Origin of the sequence: Streptomyces sp. NBC_00252 (assembly GCF_036187565.1) — a bacterium.
Lineage (GTDB): Bacteria > Actinomycetota > Actinomycetes > Streptomycetales > Streptomycetaceae > Streptomyces.
In genome coordinates this window covers 2692900-2711485 of record NZ_CP108087.1, presented here as the reverse complement: position 1 = coordinate 2711485, position 18586 = coordinate 2692900, and the positions used below count along the sequence as shown (strand labels likewise).

Annotated in this window: 12 protein-coding genes; 4 read left to right on the top strand and 8 right to left on the bottom strand. The window is 72.3% G+C overall.

The genetic code is table 11. The features are described from left to right. Positions 1-2 precede the first annotated feature (2 nt). Together OHT77_RS11490 and OHT77_RS11485 are read right to left on the bottom strand one after the other, a co-directional pair. Positions 3-2864, bottom strand: coding sequence for a hypothetical protein (locus tag OHT77_RS11490; RefSeq protein ID WP_328828159.1), 2862 nt, complete (start codon positions 2862-2864; stop codon positions 3-5). Next, positions 2861-6148 (bottom strand): FtsX-like permease family protein, encoded by a 3288-nt coding sequence (locus OHT77_RS11485; protein WP_328828158.1) that lies wholly within the window; start codon positions 6146-6148, stop codon positions 2861-2863. The genes OHT77_RS11490 and OHT77_RS11485 overlap by 4 nt, the downstream gene beginning before the upstream one ends. A 304-nt stretch (positions 6149-6452) precedes the next feature. Here OHT77_RS11485 and OHT77_RS11480 point away from each other — a divergent pair, with 304 nt between their 5' ends. Together OHT77_RS11480 and OHT77_RS11475 are read left to right on the top strand one after the other, a co-directional pair. Continuing rightward, positions 6453-7916, top strand: a complete 1464-nt coding sequence (locus tag OHT77_RS11480; protein ID WP_328828157.1) for a 3' terminal RNA ribose 2'-O-methyltransferase Hen1 — start codon at positions 6453-6455, stop codon at positions 7914-7916. Further along, positions 7913-10462: a polynucleotide kinase-phosphatase gene (locus OHT77_RS11475; RefSeq protein WP_328828156.1), complete on the top strand. Its 2550-nt coding sequence runs from the start codon at positions 7913-7915 to the stop codon at positions 10460-10462. Before OHT77_RS11480 ends, OHT77_RS11475 begins: the two co-directional genes overlap by 4 nt. Before the next feature lie 172 nt (positions 10463-10634). Here OHT77_RS11475 and OHT77_RS11470 read toward each other — a convergent pair whose 3' ends face one another. Together OHT77_RS11470 and OHT77_RS11465 are read right to left on the bottom strand one after the other, a co-directional pair. Beyond that, positions 10635-11534 carry a hypothetical protein gene (locus tag OHT77_RS11470; RefSeq protein WP_328828155.1) on the bottom strand — a complete coding sequence of 300 codons (900 nt, stop codon included), beginning with the start codon at positions 11532-11534 and terminating at the stop codon, positions 10635-10637. Then, a complete protein-coding gene (locus OHT77_RS11465) occupies positions 11531-12577 on the bottom strand; it encodes an SPFH domain-containing protein (protein WP_328828154.1) in 1047 nt (348 codons plus the stop codon). Before OHT77_RS11465 ends, OHT77_RS11470 begins: the two co-directional genes overlap by 4 nt. Before the next feature lie 166 nt (positions 12578-12743). Between OHT77_RS11465 and OHT77_RS11460 the strand changes: the two genes are divergently transcribed. Then, entirely contained in the window at positions 12744-13967 is a 1224-nt protein-coding gene (locus OHT77_RS11460) for an arginine deiminase (protein WP_266773428.1), read from the top strand. A 131-nt stretch (positions 13968-14098) separates the two neighbouring features. Then, positions 14099-15106: an ornithine carbamoyltransferase gene (gene argF / locus OHT77_RS11455; RefSeq protein WP_328828153.1), complete on the top strand. Its 1008-nt coding sequence runs from the start codon at positions 14099-14101 to the stop codon at positions 15104-15106. Between the two features lie 23 nt (positions 15107-15129). Here the strand turns inward: argF and OHT77_RS11450 are convergent, their stop codons facing one another. The 4 genes from OHT77_RS11450 to cysC all read right to left on the bottom strand — a co-directional run bounded on the left by OHT77_RS11450 (position 15130) and on the right by cysC (position 18544). After that, entirely contained in the window at positions 15130-15585 is a 456-nt protein-coding gene (locus tag OHT77_RS11450) for an ATP-binding protein (protein WP_328828152.1), read from the bottom strand. 276 nt (positions 15586-15861) lie between these two features. Then, complete coding sequence (locus OHT77_RS11445) at positions 15862-17073, bottom strand: sulfate adenylyltransferase subunit 1 (protein ID WP_328828151.1); 1212 nt, start codon at positions 17071-17073, stop codon at positions 15862-15864. Positions 17074-17075: 2 nt separating this feature from the next. Beyond that, on the bottom strand, positions 17076-17996 hold the full coding sequence (gene cysD / locus OHT77_RS11440; RefSeq protein WP_328828149.1) for a sulfate adenylyltransferase subunit CysD: 921 nt from the start codon (positions 17994-17996) through the stop codon (positions 17076-17078). Further along, the gene (cysC, locus tag OHT77_RS11435) at positions 17993-18544 is read right to left on the bottom strand and encodes an adenylyl-sulfate kinase (RefSeq protein WP_328828148.1); all 552 of its coding nucleotides are present in this window, start codon (positions 18542-18544) and stop codon (positions 17993-17995) included. Before cysC ends, cysD begins: the two co-directional genes overlap by 4 nt. Between the last annotated feature and the right edge of the window lie 42 nt (positions 18545-18586).

The following is an 18586-nucleotide window of genomic DNA, read 5'->3' as shown; positions in this document are numbered from 1 at the left end:
CGTCAGGTGAGGCGCAGTACCGCCCCCAGCCGCCGCCTGCGCGCGAGCACCGTCTCCGACGCGGCGGCGACCAGGATGAGCAGCGTCACGCCCGCGACCAGTGCGAGGGTGAGGGAGTAGTCGGTCCGCAGCGCCGGCTGGGCCGGGCCGCCGGTGAACTGCCGCAGGTCCAACGTCGGTGCCAGGAGCCGGGGTTCGAGCAGGCCGAGCAGGGTGCCGCCCAGCGCGGTCGCCACGGCCAGCGGGAGCAGCTGGAGGAAGTGGATCACCCCGGCCTCCCTGGCGCCGAGACCAAGGGTGCGCAGGAACGCGGTCGTTCGGCCGCGCTCCTGAGCGGTGAGCGTCAGCTCCAGGGCCAGCGCGAGCAGACCGGACAGCGCGGCCAGGATCGAGGTGGTCGTGTAGATCGTGCCGAGGCCCTGGGTCAGGCCGTCCGCGCGCAGCGTGCTCAGCGTCTCGGTGCGGACGCGGATCTGCGCCAGCGGCCCGAGCGCCTTCGCCGCCGCCGACCGCAACGCCGTGGCCTCGTCACCCTTCCCCTCGCCGTCGCTTCCGAGGAGCAAAACCGTGCTGCCCGAGGCCTGTTGGGGCAGCAACCGCTCCGCCCCCGCGACGGTGATCAGCATCGGAGTGCCGGCAGGGATCTGCGCGGTGACCGGCCCGAGGAGAGGATCGCGCAGTTCGTCGGTGCTGAGCGTGCCGACCGGCTTGAAGGTCAGGTTCACCGGCGGCTCGCCCTGCGTCACGACCGTGGCGCCGAAACCGCCGGTGCGCTCGGCCGCCCGCAGGCCGGGGGAGACGAACGACGGCAGCGGGACCCGCGCGTCGACCCGGCCTCCCGACGCGCCGCCGAGCCCGGACAACAGCGCTTCGGCCAGCCCCGACTTCGGTGCTACGGCGGCCAGTTGCCGCGGGTCCACGGTGATCACGGCGACCTGCGAGACCACCGCGCCGTCGTCCTGCCCGACGAGGTCGAGGGCGTACAGCCGCTGGAGAGCGGTCCGGACACCGGTCGTCGTAGCGGCTCCCGGCGCCACGGCCGGCGTCCCCGCCACCGTCGCGCTCGCGTCCGCGCCGCTCGTCCAGGCCGCGCCCGTGGCCAGCCCGTCGCCGATGGTCCGCTGCACGAGGCCGCCGAACACGGCCGTTCCCAGGGTCAGGACGAGGACGAACAGGGCCAGCCCGGTCGCCGGGGCGTCATGCGCGGCCCGGGCCGCGCCGATGAAGCCGACCGTTCCCCGCCCGCGCCGGGCCTGCCGCAGCACCAGGCGGAGCACGAGCGGATAGACCCGCAGCAGGAGCAGTACGACGGACAGCGCCACCAGCACCGGTACCGCGCCCAGGATTCCGTCGGGGCCCTGTGAGCGCAGGGCGACCACCCCGGCCGCCGTCGCGAGCAGCACCGTCAGTTCCAGGACCACGCGGCGGCCCACGGCGGTCTTCCGGCGGGTGCGGCGCAGACGGCCGGGTCGGCGCGGTTCGCGGACCGCGAGCCAGGTCATCAGCGGCACCGTCAGCAGCACCACGGCGGTGGCGAGCGCGGCGGGCAGGGGCTGCGGTGAGCCGGACGCGCCGGTGGGCGCGAGGGCCCGTCCGACCGCCCAGCCGAACAGCGCCGCGAGCAGCACCACCGGCCACGACACCGCGCAGCGCAGCAGCACCAGCCGTGTGGTGGACGCGCCGCGCGCCCGCTGCAACCGCAGGTGCGGCTGCCTACGGCGCAGCAGGAGTCGTACGGCGACGGCGACGGTGGCCAGCGCGACCGCGGCGAGCGCGTCGACGGCGTAGGTCGCGAGCGCTCGGGCCTGGTGGTCCTGGGTGGTGAACGCGGTGAGCAGCGGAGTCAGGGAGTCGGTCACCAGCAGCGAGCCGGTGGCCTGGCCGCCGATCCGGCAGCTGATGTCGCCGGTGACCCAGTCGCTGCCCTGGCAGCGGGCGGCGCTGAGGTCGGCGCTGTAGTGGGAGAGCGGTACGGTCAGGGCGCGGGCCCGGTCGTAGGCCGCCCCGGACAGGTCGGCGCGCAGCTGCCAGGTCACCCGGGGGCCGCCGACCCCGGCGCCGGCCAGCAGGTCGGCGGCGTCGCGGCCGACGAGTCCGTGGACGGCGAGCACGGTGCCGTCGGAGCGTTCCGCGGCGTAGCGCGCGGGCCGGTCCAGGGTCTCGCGGCCGGTCCAGAAGTCGTCGGCGGCGGCCGTGGCCCGGTAGATCCCGCTCACCGACAGGGTCGCGTGCGGCGGTGCGTCCTGGGCCTCGGGGGTCTTGGAGAACTCCAGGGACAGCCGGCTGCCGGTCCGGACGCCGAGGGCCCGCGCGGTGGTCTGCGACAGGGCGATCTGGGGTGGGGTGGCCAACGGGGTGTGATCCGCCGGTGGTCGGCCGCTGACGTAGCGCACGTGGGCGCGTGCGGACGGGAGGTAACTGGCCGTCAGGTCGGTGCTGGTGTTCGCCGGGCCCGGTGGCCGGGGTGAGAGCAGGGATGCCGGGTCGTAGTCGTAGCTGCCGCCGGTGAAGGACAAGTGCCTTGCCGCGGGACCGAGTTGTTCGGTGAGGGTGCGGCCCGCGGTGAGGAGGGAGGCCATGTCGACGGCGGGCGGTGAGGTGTTGAAGACCTCCGGGGTGGTGCTCAGGCTGATCAGCGGTGCTTGGGTCTGCGCCGCGTCGACGCGCTGTCGTAGCGCCCGGTCCTCCTGGCGGCCCGCGAGGGCGGGGGCCCAGGCGCACAGCGCGGTCAGCAGCAGGACCAGGACCGCGAGGCAGGCCAGCAACGGGAGGTCGCCGCGGGTCTCGCGGCGGATGAGGCGCCGGGTCACCGCCGTGCCGGCGGTCGTGGGGCGGGTCGCCGTGCGCTCTGTCGTGTGGCTCAACGGTCTTCCCCCGCTCGCAGGACGCGGACCAGATCGACCCGGGCCAGTAGCCGTGCCAGGGCCAGGACGATCGCGCTGATGGCGAGGGCGGTCGCCAGCGCGGTGAGGGTGACGGTGGCCCAGGGGGTGATCCGGGGCAGCGGCGGATAGGGGGCCTGCCCGGTGTCGTCCACGGTGACCAGGGGCAGGACGGCGGCGGCCAGGGCCATGCCCAGCAGCGCCCCCGGGATCACCGCGAACAGCGCGAGGCCCACCTGCTCGGCGCCCAGCAGCGCGGACAGGCTCTTGGCGCGGACGCCGATCGCGCGCAGCAGCGCGAACTCCTTGCGGCGCTCCCGGGCGGAGACCACCGCGTGCACGGTGAACGCGATGACCGCGAACCCGGGGGCCAGATACCGGACCAGCTCCAGCACCCGGCGCAGCCCGGCACGGAACGGGTCCGCCTGGAGGGCGGCGGCGGTGCGTGCCGTGGTGGTGACGGCGCCCAGCGCGGGCTGCGCCTCGGCGGCGGCGGCCGTACGCGCGCTGTCGGTGCTGCCCAGCCACCAGAACGCCGGGTCCTCCTGGTCGGCACCGACGAACGTGAGGGCGCTGGAGAGTTGACGCTGGTCGGCGATCAAGTGCCCCTGCGCGCGGCCGAGTCCGGGCGGCGAGTCGACGCGGCCCACGATCCTCGCGGCGATCCGGCCACCACCCAGGTCGAGCGTGGTCGTACTGCCGATGTGCAGGCGGGCCGCGCTCAACGTCGAGGCGTCGGCGCGCACGGGGAGGGGTGCAGGACCGCCGGACGGCCCTGCCACGAACCGCACTTGGCTGCCGGGCTTGGTCACGTAGTCGCCGGCCGACAGACCGCCGAAGGTGTCCGAGATCGCCTGCGAGGGCCGGACCCCGGTGCTGACCGTGGCCCGGAGCACCTCCGAGCCGGGCGGCGCGATCGTGCACACCCCGGGGACGCCGGGCTCGTAACTCCCGGCCAGATTCCCCTTGCAGGCCCCCTCGGTGGCGTCCGAGGCGTGGTCCGTGCCGTCGGACCAGGCCTGTCCGCCCGGGAGTCGGGCGACCCAGGTGTCGGCGGTTTCGCGCGCGCCGACCCGGAGCAGGTCCAGGTCCAGCCGTGCGGGAGCCACGTTCGGCTGCGGCAGGACGCTGATGGCGGTCACCGTCAGCGGATACGTCCGGGGGTGGCCGCCGCTCAGCGCCACGGCCAGCGGGACCGCGACCGTGTGCCGGGTGCCGTCGGCGGCGGGCAGCCGGGCCGGTACCACGCCGACCAGGCCGGACGCGTCCTGCACGGTCAGTTCCAGACTGGGTGCCACCCGGCTGCTGTCACCGTGCAGCCGCTCGTCCAGCAGCAGCGCGGTCGGCCGCCCGGGCAGCCGTATGCCGGGGACGGCCGGTGCCGGGGTGCGGGGCGCGGGCCCGCCGACCGTGCCGACCAGGTCCTCGGTGGCGCCGCCGGGCAGGTTCACCGTCGCCCGCGTCACCGGGGTCACGGAGGTCACCCCCGGCAGCGCGCTATAGGCGGCGCCCAGCACGGCGGCGGGATACCCGTCGTCCGCCGACGGATCGATCCGCACGTCCGCGCCGACGGTGAACGCGGCCTCCTCCGACGCCAGCCCGCCCAGGCACGCGAGCGCGGTGGTCGCGAAGGCGCTCACCGCCACGGCGAGACACATCAACACCACCGGCCCCGCATTGCGAGCGGCCCGACGGCTCAACTGCCAACCCGCCAGAGCGAGTACGAGCCCCCGGCCGCGCCGACCGAACGCGTCCAGCAGCAGCGAGGTGAGCGGCAGCAGTCGTAGCAGCAAGAGCGCGGCGGCACCCGCCACCAGCGTCGGCACCAGCACCAGCACCGGATCCACGGACGCGCTGCCCGTGCCCACATCGGCGATCAGCGAGTGGTGGCGCCGCAGCTCCAGATATCCCAGGGTCGCCACGGCCACCAACGCCAGATCCACGCCCAGTCGTTGAGCGGCGGCGGCCCGCGCCCCCCGGGCACCCCGCACCCGCGCCGACGGCAGCACGGGCAGCAGCACCGCCGCCGCGTGCACCACCAACGTCAGCCCTACGGCCGCCCACGCGTCGGCGCCCCGGGTGCCGGGGTGCAGCAGCCCGGCCAGGAAGGGCGCCGCCAGGGCGGCCGGGACGCCGGTCAGCGCCCACTCGGCCGCAGCGCCGCGCAGCAGCCTCAACGTGCCGGCGCCCCTCGCCTGTTGGAGGGCCAGCTCGTCGCGTCGGCGCACGGTCAGCTGGCGCGCGGCGAGCACCAGGGTGGCCAGGGCGAGAACCGCAAGCAGCACGCTCGGCAGATAGAGGGAGGAGCGGGCGGCGACCGTCGGGACCGTCAACTCGTCGATGGCGCCCGGCAGTCCGGACGCCACCGTCAGGTCGTCGAGGGACGGCTGCCGTCCGCCGAACACCGACACCTGGCTCTGGCTGCCGGAGAACGCCCGCAGCCGGCCGTGCAGTCGGGCCAGGCCGTCCGCGTCGAGCCGGGACAGATCGGGCTGCACGCTCCAGTGGGCGCTGAGATGCCCGTTCAGCACGGCACTGCCGTTGAGCGCCGTCGCCGAGACCACCAGCAGATCCTGGTCTGCGGTCTCGCCCTCGGTCAGATCACCGGCCATCGCGGGCCAGAACCCGACCGCACCGCTCGCCCGGAACACGCCGGTGATCCGCAGGGTCATGGGCCGGCTGAACGCGTCCCGCACCTGGAGCCGCGAACCTGCCGTGACACCAAGGCGTTTGGCGAGCGCGACGGGTATCGCCGTGTCGACCGGCGCGGTGGACCCGGTGGCGACCGGGACATCGGGCAGCGAGGTGAACGCACCGGCCGGGGCATCGGCCGTACCTCCGGGCCACCGCCCGGCCACCAACTCGCCGAACCTTCCCGGTTGTTGTACGGCAGCGGGATGCAGCCCGCTGCCGCCGGGGCCACGCGGCGGACCGTCGACCCCGTCGACCCCGTCGATCCTGGAGACGGACACGGGAGACGTGCCGAGCAACCCCACGTACGTCCGCTGCGGCACCCCGGCGAACACCCGCGCGGCGGCGGCCCGTACATCCCGGTCGGCGGCTGCCATCCCACCCGCCCGGTAGGACGCGTTGACGTTCACCTGCGCACCGGGATCGGCGGCCAGCCGCCGTACGGCACCGGCCTGCACCGAACTCCCCGCCAGTGCCGTGAGCGCGGCCAGCGCCGTCGCGCACAGCAGCACGGTCACCGCCACGGCGGCCAGCACCAGCCCGTGTTGGCCGGCCCGCCGGGCAACTACCGGCATACGGCGGCGAGTTGGGCGCGGGGCGTCGGGACGCCGTCGCGACGAGGACGGCCAGGCCGTGGCGACCACATGAACCCCCGCAGAATCGAACATGTGACGGCGACAGCGCGGCTCAGTCCTACCAGCCCGCCCACGGCGCCGCAAGAAACGCCGACCGTCACGGCCGCCCGGCGGGGGAGGGCCAGGGGGAAAATGCCTGACTACGTGAGGGATGTTCGCTGTACGTTGGGCGGGCGCCCCGAGTTCCGCGGCGGCGCGCTTCCCCAGTTCAGAGGCTCAGCAGACGTTTCGAGGCATACCCACCGTGTTCCTGACCATCAGCACCACCGGCACCCCAGAGCGCCCCGCTACCGACCTCGGTTTCCTGCTGCACAAGCATCCCGACAAGGCGCAGGCGTTCTCCACGTCCTACGGCAAGGCGCACGTCGTCTACCCGGAGGCCGATGCCGAGCGCTGCACGGCGGCGCTCCTGCTGGAGGTCGACGCGGTGGCGCTGGTCCGGCGCGGCAAGGGCAAAGGACGCGGCGGCGCCCCCGACGCGGCCCTCGCGCAGTACGTCAACGACCGCCCGTACGCGGCCTCTTCACTCCTCGCCGTCGCCCTGAGCGCGGTCTTCTCCAGCGCCATGCGGGGCGTGTGCACCGCGCGCCCCGAGCGGGCCGGCCAGCCGCTGCCGCTGCGCGTCGAGGTACCCGCGCTGCCCGCGAGGGGCGGCCCCGACCTCGTACGGAACCTCTTCGCGCCGCTCGGCTGGACCGTCACCGCCGAACCGGTCGCGCTGGACGCCGAGTTCCCCGAGTGGGGCGACTCGCGGTACGTCGGCCTCGTCCTGGAGTCGGAGACGCTGACCCTCGCCGAGGCGCTGCGCCACCTGTACGTCCTGCTCCCGGTCCTCGACGACGCCAAGCACTACTGGGTGGCGTCCGACGAGGTCGACAAACTGCTGCGCGCGGGCGAGGGCTGGCTGCCCGCGCACCCCGAGCAGAAGCTCATCACCAGCCGCTATCTGTCCCGCCGTTGGTCCCTCACCCGGGAGGCCATGGAGCGGCTGGAGCTGGTGCGGCTCGCCGAGGCCGACGACAGCGAGGTCGAGGAGATCGACAACGCCGTCGGGGCGGAGACCGAGACCGAGGAGAAGCCGACACCCCTCGCCGTGCAGCGCCGGGACGCGATCGTCGACGCGCTCAAGACGTCCGGTGCCGCCCGCGTGCTCGATCTCGGCTGCGGACAGGGCCAGTTGGTGCAGGCGCTCCTCAAGGACACCCGGTTCACCGAGATCGTCGGCACCGACGTGTCGATGCGCGCGCTCACCATCGCCGGCCGCCGTCTCAAGCTCGACCGCATGGGCGAGCGGCAGGCCTCGCGCGTCCAGCTCTTCCAGAGCTCCCTCGCCTACACCGACAACCGCCTCAAGGGCTACGACGCCGCCGTGCTCAGCGAGGTCATCGAGCACCTCGACCTGCCCCGGCTGCCGGCCCTGGAGTACGCGGTGTTCGGCGCCGCCCGCCCCAGGACGGTCGTCGTCACCACCCCGAACGTCGAGTACAACGTCCGCTGGGAGACCCTCCCCGCCGGACACGTACGGCACGGCGACCACCGCTTCGAGTGGACGCGCGCCGAGTTCGGCGAGTGGGCGGCGAAGGTCGCCCAACGGCACGGCTACGACGTCGAGTTCGTACCGGTCGGGCCCGACGACCCCGAGGTGGGGCCGCCCACCCAGATGGCCGTGTTCCGTATGACCACCGCGAAGGAGGAGAAGGCCGCATGACGAACGAGACCCCCGCGAAGGTACGGACCCTGCCCGTCACCGACCTCTCCCTCGTGGTGCTGATCGGTGCCTCCGGCTCGGGCAAGTCCACGTTCGCGCACCGCCACTTCAAGCCCACCGAGGTCATCTCCTCGGACTTCTGCCGGGGCCTGGTCGCCGACGACGAGAACGACCAGAGCGCCAGCCGGGACGCCTTCGACGTCCTGCACTACATCGCGGGCAAGCGCCTCGCCGCCGGCCGCCGCACCGTCGTCGACGCGACCAGCGTGCAGCAGGACAGCCGCCGCCAACTGATCGACCTGGCAAAGCAGTTCGACGTGCTGCCCATCGCCATCGTGCTCGACGTGCCGGAGGAGGTGTGCGCCGAGCGCAACGCCTCCCGCTCCGACCGCGCCGACATGCCGCGCCGCGTCATCACCCGCCACACCCGTGAACTCCGGCGCTCCCTGCGGGGCTTGGAACGCGAGGGCTTCCGCAAGGTGCACGTCCTGCGCGGCGTCGAGGAGATCGAGAACGCCACGGTCGTCACCGAGAAGCGCTACAACGACCTGACCCACCTCACCGGCCCCTTCGACATCATCGGCGACATCCACGGCTGCGCCGCCGAACTGGAGACCCTGCTCGGCAAGTTGGGCTACGACGACGGCGTCCACCCGGCGGGCCGCACGGCCGTCTTCGTCGGCGACCTCGTCGACCGCGGACCGGACTCGCCCGGTGTGCTGCGCCGCGTGATGTCCATGGTCGGCTCGGGCAACGCGCTGTGCGTCCCGGGCAACCACGAGAACAAGTACGGCCGTTACTTGAAGGGCCGCAACGTCCAGCACACCCACGGCCTCGCCGAGACCATCGAGCAGATGGAGGAGGAGACCGACGAATTCCGTACCCAGGTACGGCAGTTCATCGACGGGCTCGTCAGCCACTACGTCCTCGACGGCGGCAGGCTCGTGGTCTGCCATGCCGGGCTGCCCGAGAAGTACCACGGCCGCACCTCCGGCCGGGTCCGCTCGCACGCCCTCTACGGTGACACCACCGGCGAGACCGACGAGTTCGGCCTGCCCGTGCGCTATCCGTGGGCCGAGGACTACCGAGGTCGGGCGGCGGTCGTCTACGGCCACACCCCGGTCCCCGAGGCCACCTGGCTCAACAACACGATCTGCCTCGACACGGGTGCCGTCTTCGGCGGCAAACTGACCGCACTGCGGTGGCCGGAGCGGGAGTTGGTCGACGTACCCGCCGAGCAGGTCTGGTACGAGCCGACCCGTCCGCTGCGCACCGAGGCACCCGGCGGCCAGGACGGCCGCCCGCTCGACCTGGCGGACGTGCACGGCCGCCGGGTGGTGGAGACCCGGTACACAGGCCGGGTGTCGGTCCGCGAGGAGAACGCGGCGGCGGCCCTGGAGGTCATGAGCCGCTTCGCGGTCGACCCGCGCCTGCTGCCGTACCTCCCGCCGACGATGGCTCCCACGGCGACGTCGCACGTGGACGGCTATCTGGAGCACCCGGCCGAGGCGTTCGCGCAGTACGCCGAGGACGGGGTCGCGCGGGTCGTGTGCGAGGAGAAGCACATGGGGTCGCGGGCGGTCGCTCTGGTGTGCCGGGACGCGGAGGCCGCGGCGAAGCGGTTCGGGGTGGACGGCGGGCCCACCGGCTCCCTGTACACGCGTACGGGGCGTCCGTTCTTCGACGATGCGACGGTCACCGAGGAGATCCTCGGCCGACTGCGGACGGCGCTCGACGAGTCGGGCCTGTGGGCGGAGCTTGACACCGACTGGGTGCTGCTGGACGCGGAGTTGATGCCGTGGTCGCTGAAGGCGTCCGGGCTGCTGCGCGGTCAGTACGCGGCGGTCGGTGCGGCGGCGCGAGCCGTGTTCCCGGGTGCGCTCACCGCGCTGGAAGGTGCGGCGGGCCGGGGTGTCGATGTGGACGCGCTGCTCTCCCGGCAGCGTGAACGCGCCGCGGACGCCTCGGCGTTCACCGACGCGTACCGGCGCTACTGCTGGACCACGACCGGCCTCGACGGTGTCCGGCTCGCCCCGTTCCAGTTCCTCGCGGTCCAGGGCCGCAGCCTCGCCGCGCTCCCGCACGACGAGCAACTCGCCCTGCTGGACCGGCTCGTCGAGCACGACGGCACGGGCCTGCTGCAGACCACCCGTCGTCTCTACGTCGACACCGGTGACCCCGAGTCCGTCCAGGCCGGTGTCGACTGGTGGCTGGAGATGACCGGGCGCGGCGGCGAGGGCATGGTCGTCAAGCCGGTCGGAGCGGTGGTGCGCAGCGGCGCCGGGCGGCTTGTCCAGCCCGGGATCAAGTGCCGGGGGCGGGAGTATCTGCGGATCATCTACGGGCCGGAGTACACGCGGCCCGACAACCTCACGCGGCTGCGGGGGCGGTTCCTGAACCACAAGCGGTCCCTGGCGGTCCGGGAGTACGCGCTGGGTCTTGAGGCGCTGGATCGGCTGGCCGAGGGGGAGCCGTTGTGGCGTGTGCACGAGGCGGTGTTCGGGGTGCTGGCGTTGGAGTCGGAGCCGGTGGATCCTCGGTTGTGAGGGGTGGTGCGGGTGGGTGGGGGCGGGCGTCCCTGGGGGCTCTGCCCCCAGACCCCCGGGCCCTTGCCCACCCACCACCCGTGCGGGGATGTTTTTAGGTTCACCTTTAAACACCCGCAAACGGGTGGGTGGGCGGGAGACGGGGGTCTCGGGGCGGAGCCCCCAGGGACGTTCAACCGACGAGCCGCAAGCGCTGACCGCACACCCCGACCCGAACCCCCTGCCCCCACGTCAACTCCACCGCATCCCCCTCCATCCCGTCCCCGAACACGATCAACGCCTCGGACTCCACGGTGAGTTCAAGCACCGAGGAACCGACCAGCTCCCCGGCGACCAGCGACGTGCCGGTCACCGGTGACGGCCACGCCTCTCGTACGAACCAGACGAGCCGGCCCTCCGAGGGGTGTGGCAGGGACAGGGCACTGCCCCGTTCCTGCCACACCGACCGGAGCCACCCCGTGGCCCCCGTGCCCGTTCCCACGAGCACCCCGGAGGACGCCTGGGCCTCGACGACACCCCCGTCGCCCTCCAGGCCCAGGCGGTATCGGGCGGTCTGATGACCGACGGATCCCAGATAGATCTCGTTGAGCGCGACCAGCCGCTGCGTGTCGTCGGCGACGGCCTCGACCATGGTGAGTTCGTCCACACCGGTACCGACCGAGTGCGCCGAGGGCAGCAGCGTGGCTGCGGCCGACGGGCTGTGCCGGACCAGGACACCGGGGTTGCGCCCGGGGTCGGTGTCGAAGCCCAACACCGGTTGCCCGGTGAGGTACTTGGCGACGTTCGCGACCAGCCCGTCCTGCCCGACCACGGCGACCACGTCCTCCGGCGCGAACAGGAACCGGTCCAAGTCGGCCCGCTCGACCTGGGTCTGACGCCAGGTCAGGGGGATCGCCGCCGACACCTCGGCCAGCGCCCGCCGGGTGCGGCGGTGCCGTTCGGCGACCTCCTCGATGTCCCGCCCCCGCGACCGGAGGAAGTACGCGGCCTGCCCGTGCGTCCCGTGCCGGGCCACCAACTCCTCGTACTCCGTGGTCCGGTGGACGAGGACGGCCCGCGGCGCGAGACTCACGCGCCCGTCTCCCCGCCACCGCCGGCGAGCTTGGTCAGCAGCCCCGTCAGCACGTCCGGCGAGATGGTGATGCTGTCGATGTTCGGCAGGTTCTCCGCGAGCCGCGTGCCGGTGAGCGCGTTGAGCGTCGCCACGTCGACATCGGCGTGCACCCGCAGCCACGCCGCCTGGGCGTGCGCCCGCGCGTCGCCCACCTCGCGCGCACCCTCGGCCTCGGCACGGGCGAGCCGTACCGAACGGGCCGCCTCGGCGTCGGCGAGCCGTACCGTGCGGGCCGCCTCCGCCTCGGCCCGTACACCGTCGGCCGCCGCGTGCTCCTCGGCCTCGCGGCGCGTGTTGGTGCCGCGCTGGTCGACCAACTGCTCCTCGCGGCGGGCGAGTTCGATCTGGCTGTCCAGTTCGTTCTCGGCGATCGCGCGCTCCCGCTCGACGGCCACCGCCCGGCGTTCGTAGGTGGCCTTGTCCGCCTCCTGCTGGATCTGCTCGCGGGCCGGGGTGCGCAGCGCCCGCTCCACCTCGGGCTCGGGGCGGATCGCCATCACGCGGACGGCGACCACCTCGATGCCGGTGGCCGGCAGCCGGGGTTCGGCGCCGAGCCCGGCCGCGATCCGCTCCCGTACCGCCGTCACCCCGTCGACCAGCGCGGCGGCGAGGGGCGTCCGGGCGAGGACCGCCAGCGCGTGCTGCTGGGCCGTTTCGGTGAGCAGGGTGCCGAGCTGTTCGAGGGGCGAGCCCCGCCACACGCCCGTGTCCGGGTCGACGGAGAAGTCGAGGCGGGCGGAGGCGAGGGCCGGGTCGCTGATCCGGTAGGTGACGGTCGCCTGCACCGCCACGTCCTGGAAGTCGGACGTACGGGCGTGGAAGGTCATGGCCAACTCGCGGTCGTCGACCGGCACTTCGGAGAGTGCGGCGGTCAACGCGCGGAACCAGAAGCTGAGTCCGGGCCCGTCGTGCAGCAGCGTGCCCCCGCGGTGGTGCCGGATGTGCGCCGTCGGCGCCCCGCGCAGGTGGCGCCAGCCCAGGCGCCGGGTGATGTCGGCCATCAGAGTCCCTCAGATCCGGTCGTTCCCATGGGATCCGGTCAGATCCCGCCTCGATTTCGTCAGTAAGACGATAAGCGGAGTCCGCACTTGTCGTCAAGAGGACGAGAACAAGTGCAGTATGAAAAGTACGGGGGTGAACTCGGCCCGGTGTGGTCAGGATGGAGACATGGCACTCCATGTCGACTCCGAGACCGGGCGGCTGCGCCGCGTCATCCTGCACCGGCCGGATCTGGAGCTCAAAAGGCTCACCCCCGGCAACAAGGACGCGCTCCTCTTCGACGACGTGCTCTGGGTGCGCCGGGCGCGCGCCGAGCACGACGGCTTCGCGGACGTGCTGCGCGACCGAGGCGTCGCCGTCCACCTCTTCGGCGACCTGCTCGCCGAGTCCCTGGCGATCCCGGAGGCCCGCGCGCTCGTCCTGGACCGTGTCTTCGACGAGAAGGAGTACGGCCCCCTCGCCACCGACCACCTCCGCGCCGCCTTCGAGGCGCTGCCCGCACCCGAACTGGCCGAGGCGCTGGTGGGCGGCATGACCAAGCGTGAGTTCCTGGAGGCGCACGCGGAGCCGACCTCCGTCCGCTTCCACGTCATGGACCTCGACGACTTCCTCCTCGCCCCGCTCCCCAACCACCTCTTCACCCGCGACACCTCCGCCTGGATCTACGACGGCGTCTCCGTCAACGCCATGCGCTGGCCGGCCCGGCAGCGCGAGACCGTCCACTTCGAGGCGATCTACCGGCACCACCCGCTCTTCCGCAGCGAGAAGTTCCACGTCTGGTCCGAGGGACAGGCCGACTACCCGTCCACCATCGAGGGCGGCGACGTGCTCGTCATCGGGAACGGCGCGGTGCTCATCGGCATGAGCGAGCGGACCACCCCGCAGGCCGTCGAGATGCTCGCGCACAAGCTGTTCGCCGAAGGCTCCGCACGCACGATCGTGGCCCTCGACATCCCCAAGCAGCGCGCCTTCATGCACCTCGACACGGTGATGACGATGGTCGACGGCGACACCTTCACCCAGTACGGCGGGCTCGGCATGCTGCGGTCGTACACCATCGAACCGGGCGTCGGCGACAAGGAGTTGAAGGTCACCGACCATCCGCCGGAGCACATGTACCACGCGATCGCCGCCGCCCTCGGTCTGGGCGGGATCCGGGTCCTGACCGCCACCCAGGACGTGCACGCCGCCGCGCGCGAGCAGTGGGACGACGGCTGCAACGTCCTCGCCGTCGAGCCCGGCGTCGTCGTCGCGTACGAGCGGAACGCCACCACCAACACCTATCTGCGCAAGCAGGGCATCGAGGTGATCGAGATCCCGGGGAGCGAGCTGGGCCGGGGCCGGGGCGGGCCGCGCTGCATGAGCTGCCCGGTCGAGCGGGACGCCGTGTAGCGGGACCTGGGCAGGATGGGCGGGACGAACGGGGTGTCGTATAGAAATTCTATGTATCGTATAGAATTCCAAAAGTAAGCACGTGTTCCCCGTGTCCCCGTGTCCCGTCCCTGCACCGATGGAGCGCCCCCATGGCGACAGTCCCGACCGCCCTCGCCGGCCGCCACTTCCTCAAGGAGCTGGACTTCTCCGAGGAGGAGTTCCGCGGTCTGATCGAGCTGGCCGCGGAGCTGAAGGCCGCGAAGAAGGCGGGGGGCGAGACGCGGTACCTGTCGGGGAAGAACATCGCGCTGATCTTCGAGAAGACCTCGACGCGCACCCGCTGCGCGTTCGAGGTCGCCGCCGCCGACCAGGGGGCCTCGACGACCTACCTCGACCCGTCGGGCTCGCAGATCGGGCACAAGGAGTCCGTGAAGGACACCGCGCGGGTGCTCGGTCGTATGTTCGACGCCATCGAGTACCGCGGCGACAGCCAGGTCGCCGTGGAAGAGCTGGGCGTGTACGCGGGCGTGCCGGTCTACAACGGGCTCACCGACGACTGGCACCCCACCCAGATGCTCGCCGACGTGCTCACCATGACCGAGCACAGCGACAAGCCGCTGCAGCAGATCGCCTTCGCCTACCTGGGCGACGCCCGCTTCAACATGGGCAACTCCTACCTGGTCACCGGCGCGCTGCTGGGCATGGACGTACGGATCGTCGCGCCGAAGTCGTACTGGCCCGCCGGGGAGATCGTCACCGCCGCCCGCACGCTCGCCGCGCGGAGCGGTGCGCGCATCACGCTCACCGAGGAGATCGAGGAGGGCGTCGCGGGCGCCGACTTCGTCGTCACCGACGTCTGGGTCTCCATGGGCGAGCCCAAGCAGGTCTGGGACGAGCGGATCGCGGCCCTCGCGCCGTACGCGGTGACCATGGACGTCCTACGGGCCACCGGCAACCCGGACGTCAAGTTCCTGCACTGCCTGCCGGCCTTCCACGACCTCGGCACCAAGGTCGGCCGCGAGATATACGAGACCCACGGCCTCGACTCCCTGGAGGTCACGGACGAGGTCTTCGAGTCCCCGCACTCGGTCGTCTTCGACCAGGCGGAGAACCGACTGCACACGATCAAGGCCGTCCTGGTCGCCACACTCGCCTGACCAGGCCTGATCTCCTACGGCGGCTATCCCGCCGGGCGCCACTGGGGCGGTACGACGGGCAGCCGGAACCACACGGCCTTGCCCGACTCGGTGGGGCGGTGGCCGCAGGACGAGCTGAGGGCGCGGATCAGCAGCAGGCCGCGCCCGTGCTCCTGCCAGGGGTCGGGGTCCTCGACGACGGGTTTCGTGAGACTGCCGGGCGGCTCCGGGTCGGGGTCGTGCACCTCGACCTGGCAGCCGGTGGGCAGCAGCTCGACCACGAGCTCTATGGGAGCGTCACCGGCGGTGTGCTCCACCGCGTTCGCGACCAGTTCCGCCGTCAGCAGCTCCGCGGTGTCACTGTCGGCCGTGTACGTGACCTCGGACAGAGCCGTACGGACCAGTGCACGGGCCACCGGCACGGCCGCGGCGGTGTGCGGCAGTGCGATGCGCCAGGAGGCGGAGGCGGAGGGTCGATCTTGCAAGGCGGGTCCGTTCATGGAGCAGGCTGTCCTGCTTTCAACTATATGAATGGTACGGCGCCTTTTGTCAGAGTCTCTCGGCAGGCGCCGGACGGGACCTTCGGCCCCGGTACCGAGCGGCATACCCCGTTCAACGGTCCCTCCCGCACACCTGCTCCCGTTGTTACCGCGCTATTGACGACTCGTGACGGATGCGACGGCAACAGGTCATTTCGACAGGCTATTTCGGCTGGGCAAGAGAATGCCCTCGGGGCCCGTCCGAAACGGGCCCCGAGGGCATTCTGCGGGTAAGAATCAGGTCAGATCGGCCATCCCGGCGGTGAGCGTCCCGCCGTCCGCCGGATCGATCACCAGGAACGCGCCCGTACGGCGGGAGACCGCGTAGTCGTCGAGCGCGAGCGGCTCGGCGGTGCGCAGGGTGATCCGTCCCAGGTCGTTCGCGGCCAGCTCGGCAGCGCCGCCGAGGTCCTTGACGATGGCCTTGACCGTGCGGGTCGTGTGCCGCAGCAGCACCCGGTCGCCGACCCGCAGCGGGCGGTCGGCCAGATGGCAGACGGCGGCCCGCACGTCCTGCGTGAGCGCGGGCGCGTCGACTCCGGCGGTGATCATGTCGCCGCGCGACACGTCCCGTTGATCGGCGAGCCGCAGACTCACCGACTGCGGCGCGTACGCCACGTCGGCCTCGGTGCCGAGCACGGAGATCCCGGCGATCTCGGAACCCTCCCCGGAGGGATGCACCGTCACCCTGTCCCCGACCCGCACCGAACCGGACACCAACTGCCCCGCGTACCAACGGACTTCGCCGTCCCGGATGACGTACTGCACCGGGAAACGGGCCGGTGCGTCCGACGGGTCCGCGCCCACCGGGACATCCTCCAGGAACTCCAGCAGCGCCGGGCCCTCGTACCAGTCCATGCGCGCCGAACGGGCCACCACGTTGTCGCCGACCAGCGCCGACACCGGGACCGGAGTGAAGGAGGGCAGCCCCAACTCGGCCGCGTGGCCCGCGAATTCCTCGACGATCCGCTCGAACACCGCCTGCTCGTAACCGACGAGGTCCATCTTGTTGACGGCCAGGACGACCGTGGGCACCCGCAGCAGCGCCGCCACGGCCGCGTGCCGCAGGGTCTGCTCGACCACGCCGTTGCGCGCGTCGACGAGGATGATCGTCAGCTCGGCGGTGGAGGCGCCGGTGACCATGTTGCGGGTGTACTGCACATGCCCCGGGGTGTCGGCAAGGATGAACCGCCTGCGCGGGGTGGCGAAGTAGCGGTACGCCACGTCGATGGTGATGCCCTGCTCGCGTTCTGCACGCAGGCCGTCGGTGAGCAGCGCGAGGTCGGGGGCGTCCTGGCCGCGGTCGGCCGACACGCGCTGCACGGCCTCCAGCTGGTCGGTGAGGACCGACTTGGAGTCGTGCAGCAGCCGTCCCACGAGGGTGGACTTGCCGTCGTCGACCGAACCGGCCGTCGCGAACCGCAGGGTGTCGATGGTGGTGGTGCTCATGACTAGAAGTACCCCTCGCGCTTGCGGTCTTCCATCGCGGCCTCGGACAGCTTGTCGTCGGCGCGGGTGGCGCCCCGCTCGGTGACCCGGGAGGCGGCGATCTCGGATATGACCTGCTCCAGCGTCACCGCGTCCGAGTCGACGGCACCCGTGCACGACATGTCACCGACGGTCCGGTACCGCACCTGCCGCTTCTCCACGGCTTCGCCCGCCTTCGGGCCGCCCCAGTCGCCGGCGGTGAGCCACATGCCGTTCCTGCTGAAGACCTCGCGATAGTGCGCGAAGTAGATCTGGGGGAGGTCGATGCCCTCGCGGGCGATGTACTGCCAGACGTCCAGCTCGGTCCAGTTGGAGAGCGGGAAGACGCGGACGTGTTCGCCGGGTGCGTGGCGTCCGTTGTAGAGGTTCCACAGCTCGGGGCGTTGCCTGCGCGGGTCCCACTGGGAGAACTCGTCGCGGAGGCTGAACACGCGTTCCTTGGCGCGGGCCTTCTCCTCGTCGCGCCGTCCACCGCCGAAGACCGCGTCGAAGCGTTCGGCCTGGATCTTCTCGGTGAGCGGGAGCGTCTGGAGGGGGTTGCGGGTGCCGTCGGGGCGTTCGCGCAGCACACCGCGGTCGATGTAGTCCTGTACGGAGGCCACATGGAGGCGCAGCCCATGTGCGGCGACCACACGGTCGCGGTACTCAAGGACCTCGGGGAAGTTGTGTCCGGTGTCCACATGCAGCAGCGAGAACGGCACCGGCGCCGGCGCGAACGCCTTCAACGCCAGATGCAGCATCACGATCGAGTCCTTGCCGCCGGAGAAGAGGATCACCGGCCGCTCGAACTCACCCGCCACCTCACGGAAGATGTGCACCGCCTCGGACTCGAGAGCGTCCAGGTGGGAGAGGACGAAGGCCTCCGGGGGCGTCACCGCGCTCACACCAGCCCCCGCTCGGAGAGCACCGCGTACACCGCGTCCGCCGACTCCTGCGGGCTCTGCACCTGCGTCGGCAGGGTGAGCGCCGGTTCCGTGGGCGGTTCGTACGGGTCGTCGACGCCGGTCAGGCCGGTGAGACGGCCCGCGGCCTGGCGGGCGTAGAGGCCCTTGACGTCGCGCTCGCTGCACACCTCGACGGGGGTCGCCACATGCACCTCGACGTACGGCGTCCCGCTCGCCTCGTGGCGCTTGCGGACGGCCTCGCGGCTGTCGGCGTAGGGCGCGATGACCGGGACGACGGAGAGGACGCCGTTGCGGGCGAGGACCTCGGAGACGAGGCCGATGCGCTGGACGTTGGTGTTGCGGTCCTCCCGGGAGAAGCCGAGGCCGGCCGAGAGGAAGCGGCGTATCTCGTCGCCGTCGAGGATCTCCACGCGATGTCCCTCGGCCTTCAGGCGCTCACCCAGACGCCGGGCGATCGTCGTCTTGCCCGCACTCGGCAGTCCGGTGAGCCAGACGGTGGCTCCCTGAGCCCGTGCCGTGGTGGTCATGCGCAACAGTCCTCTTTCCTGCCCGACGAGCGACGTCGTCGA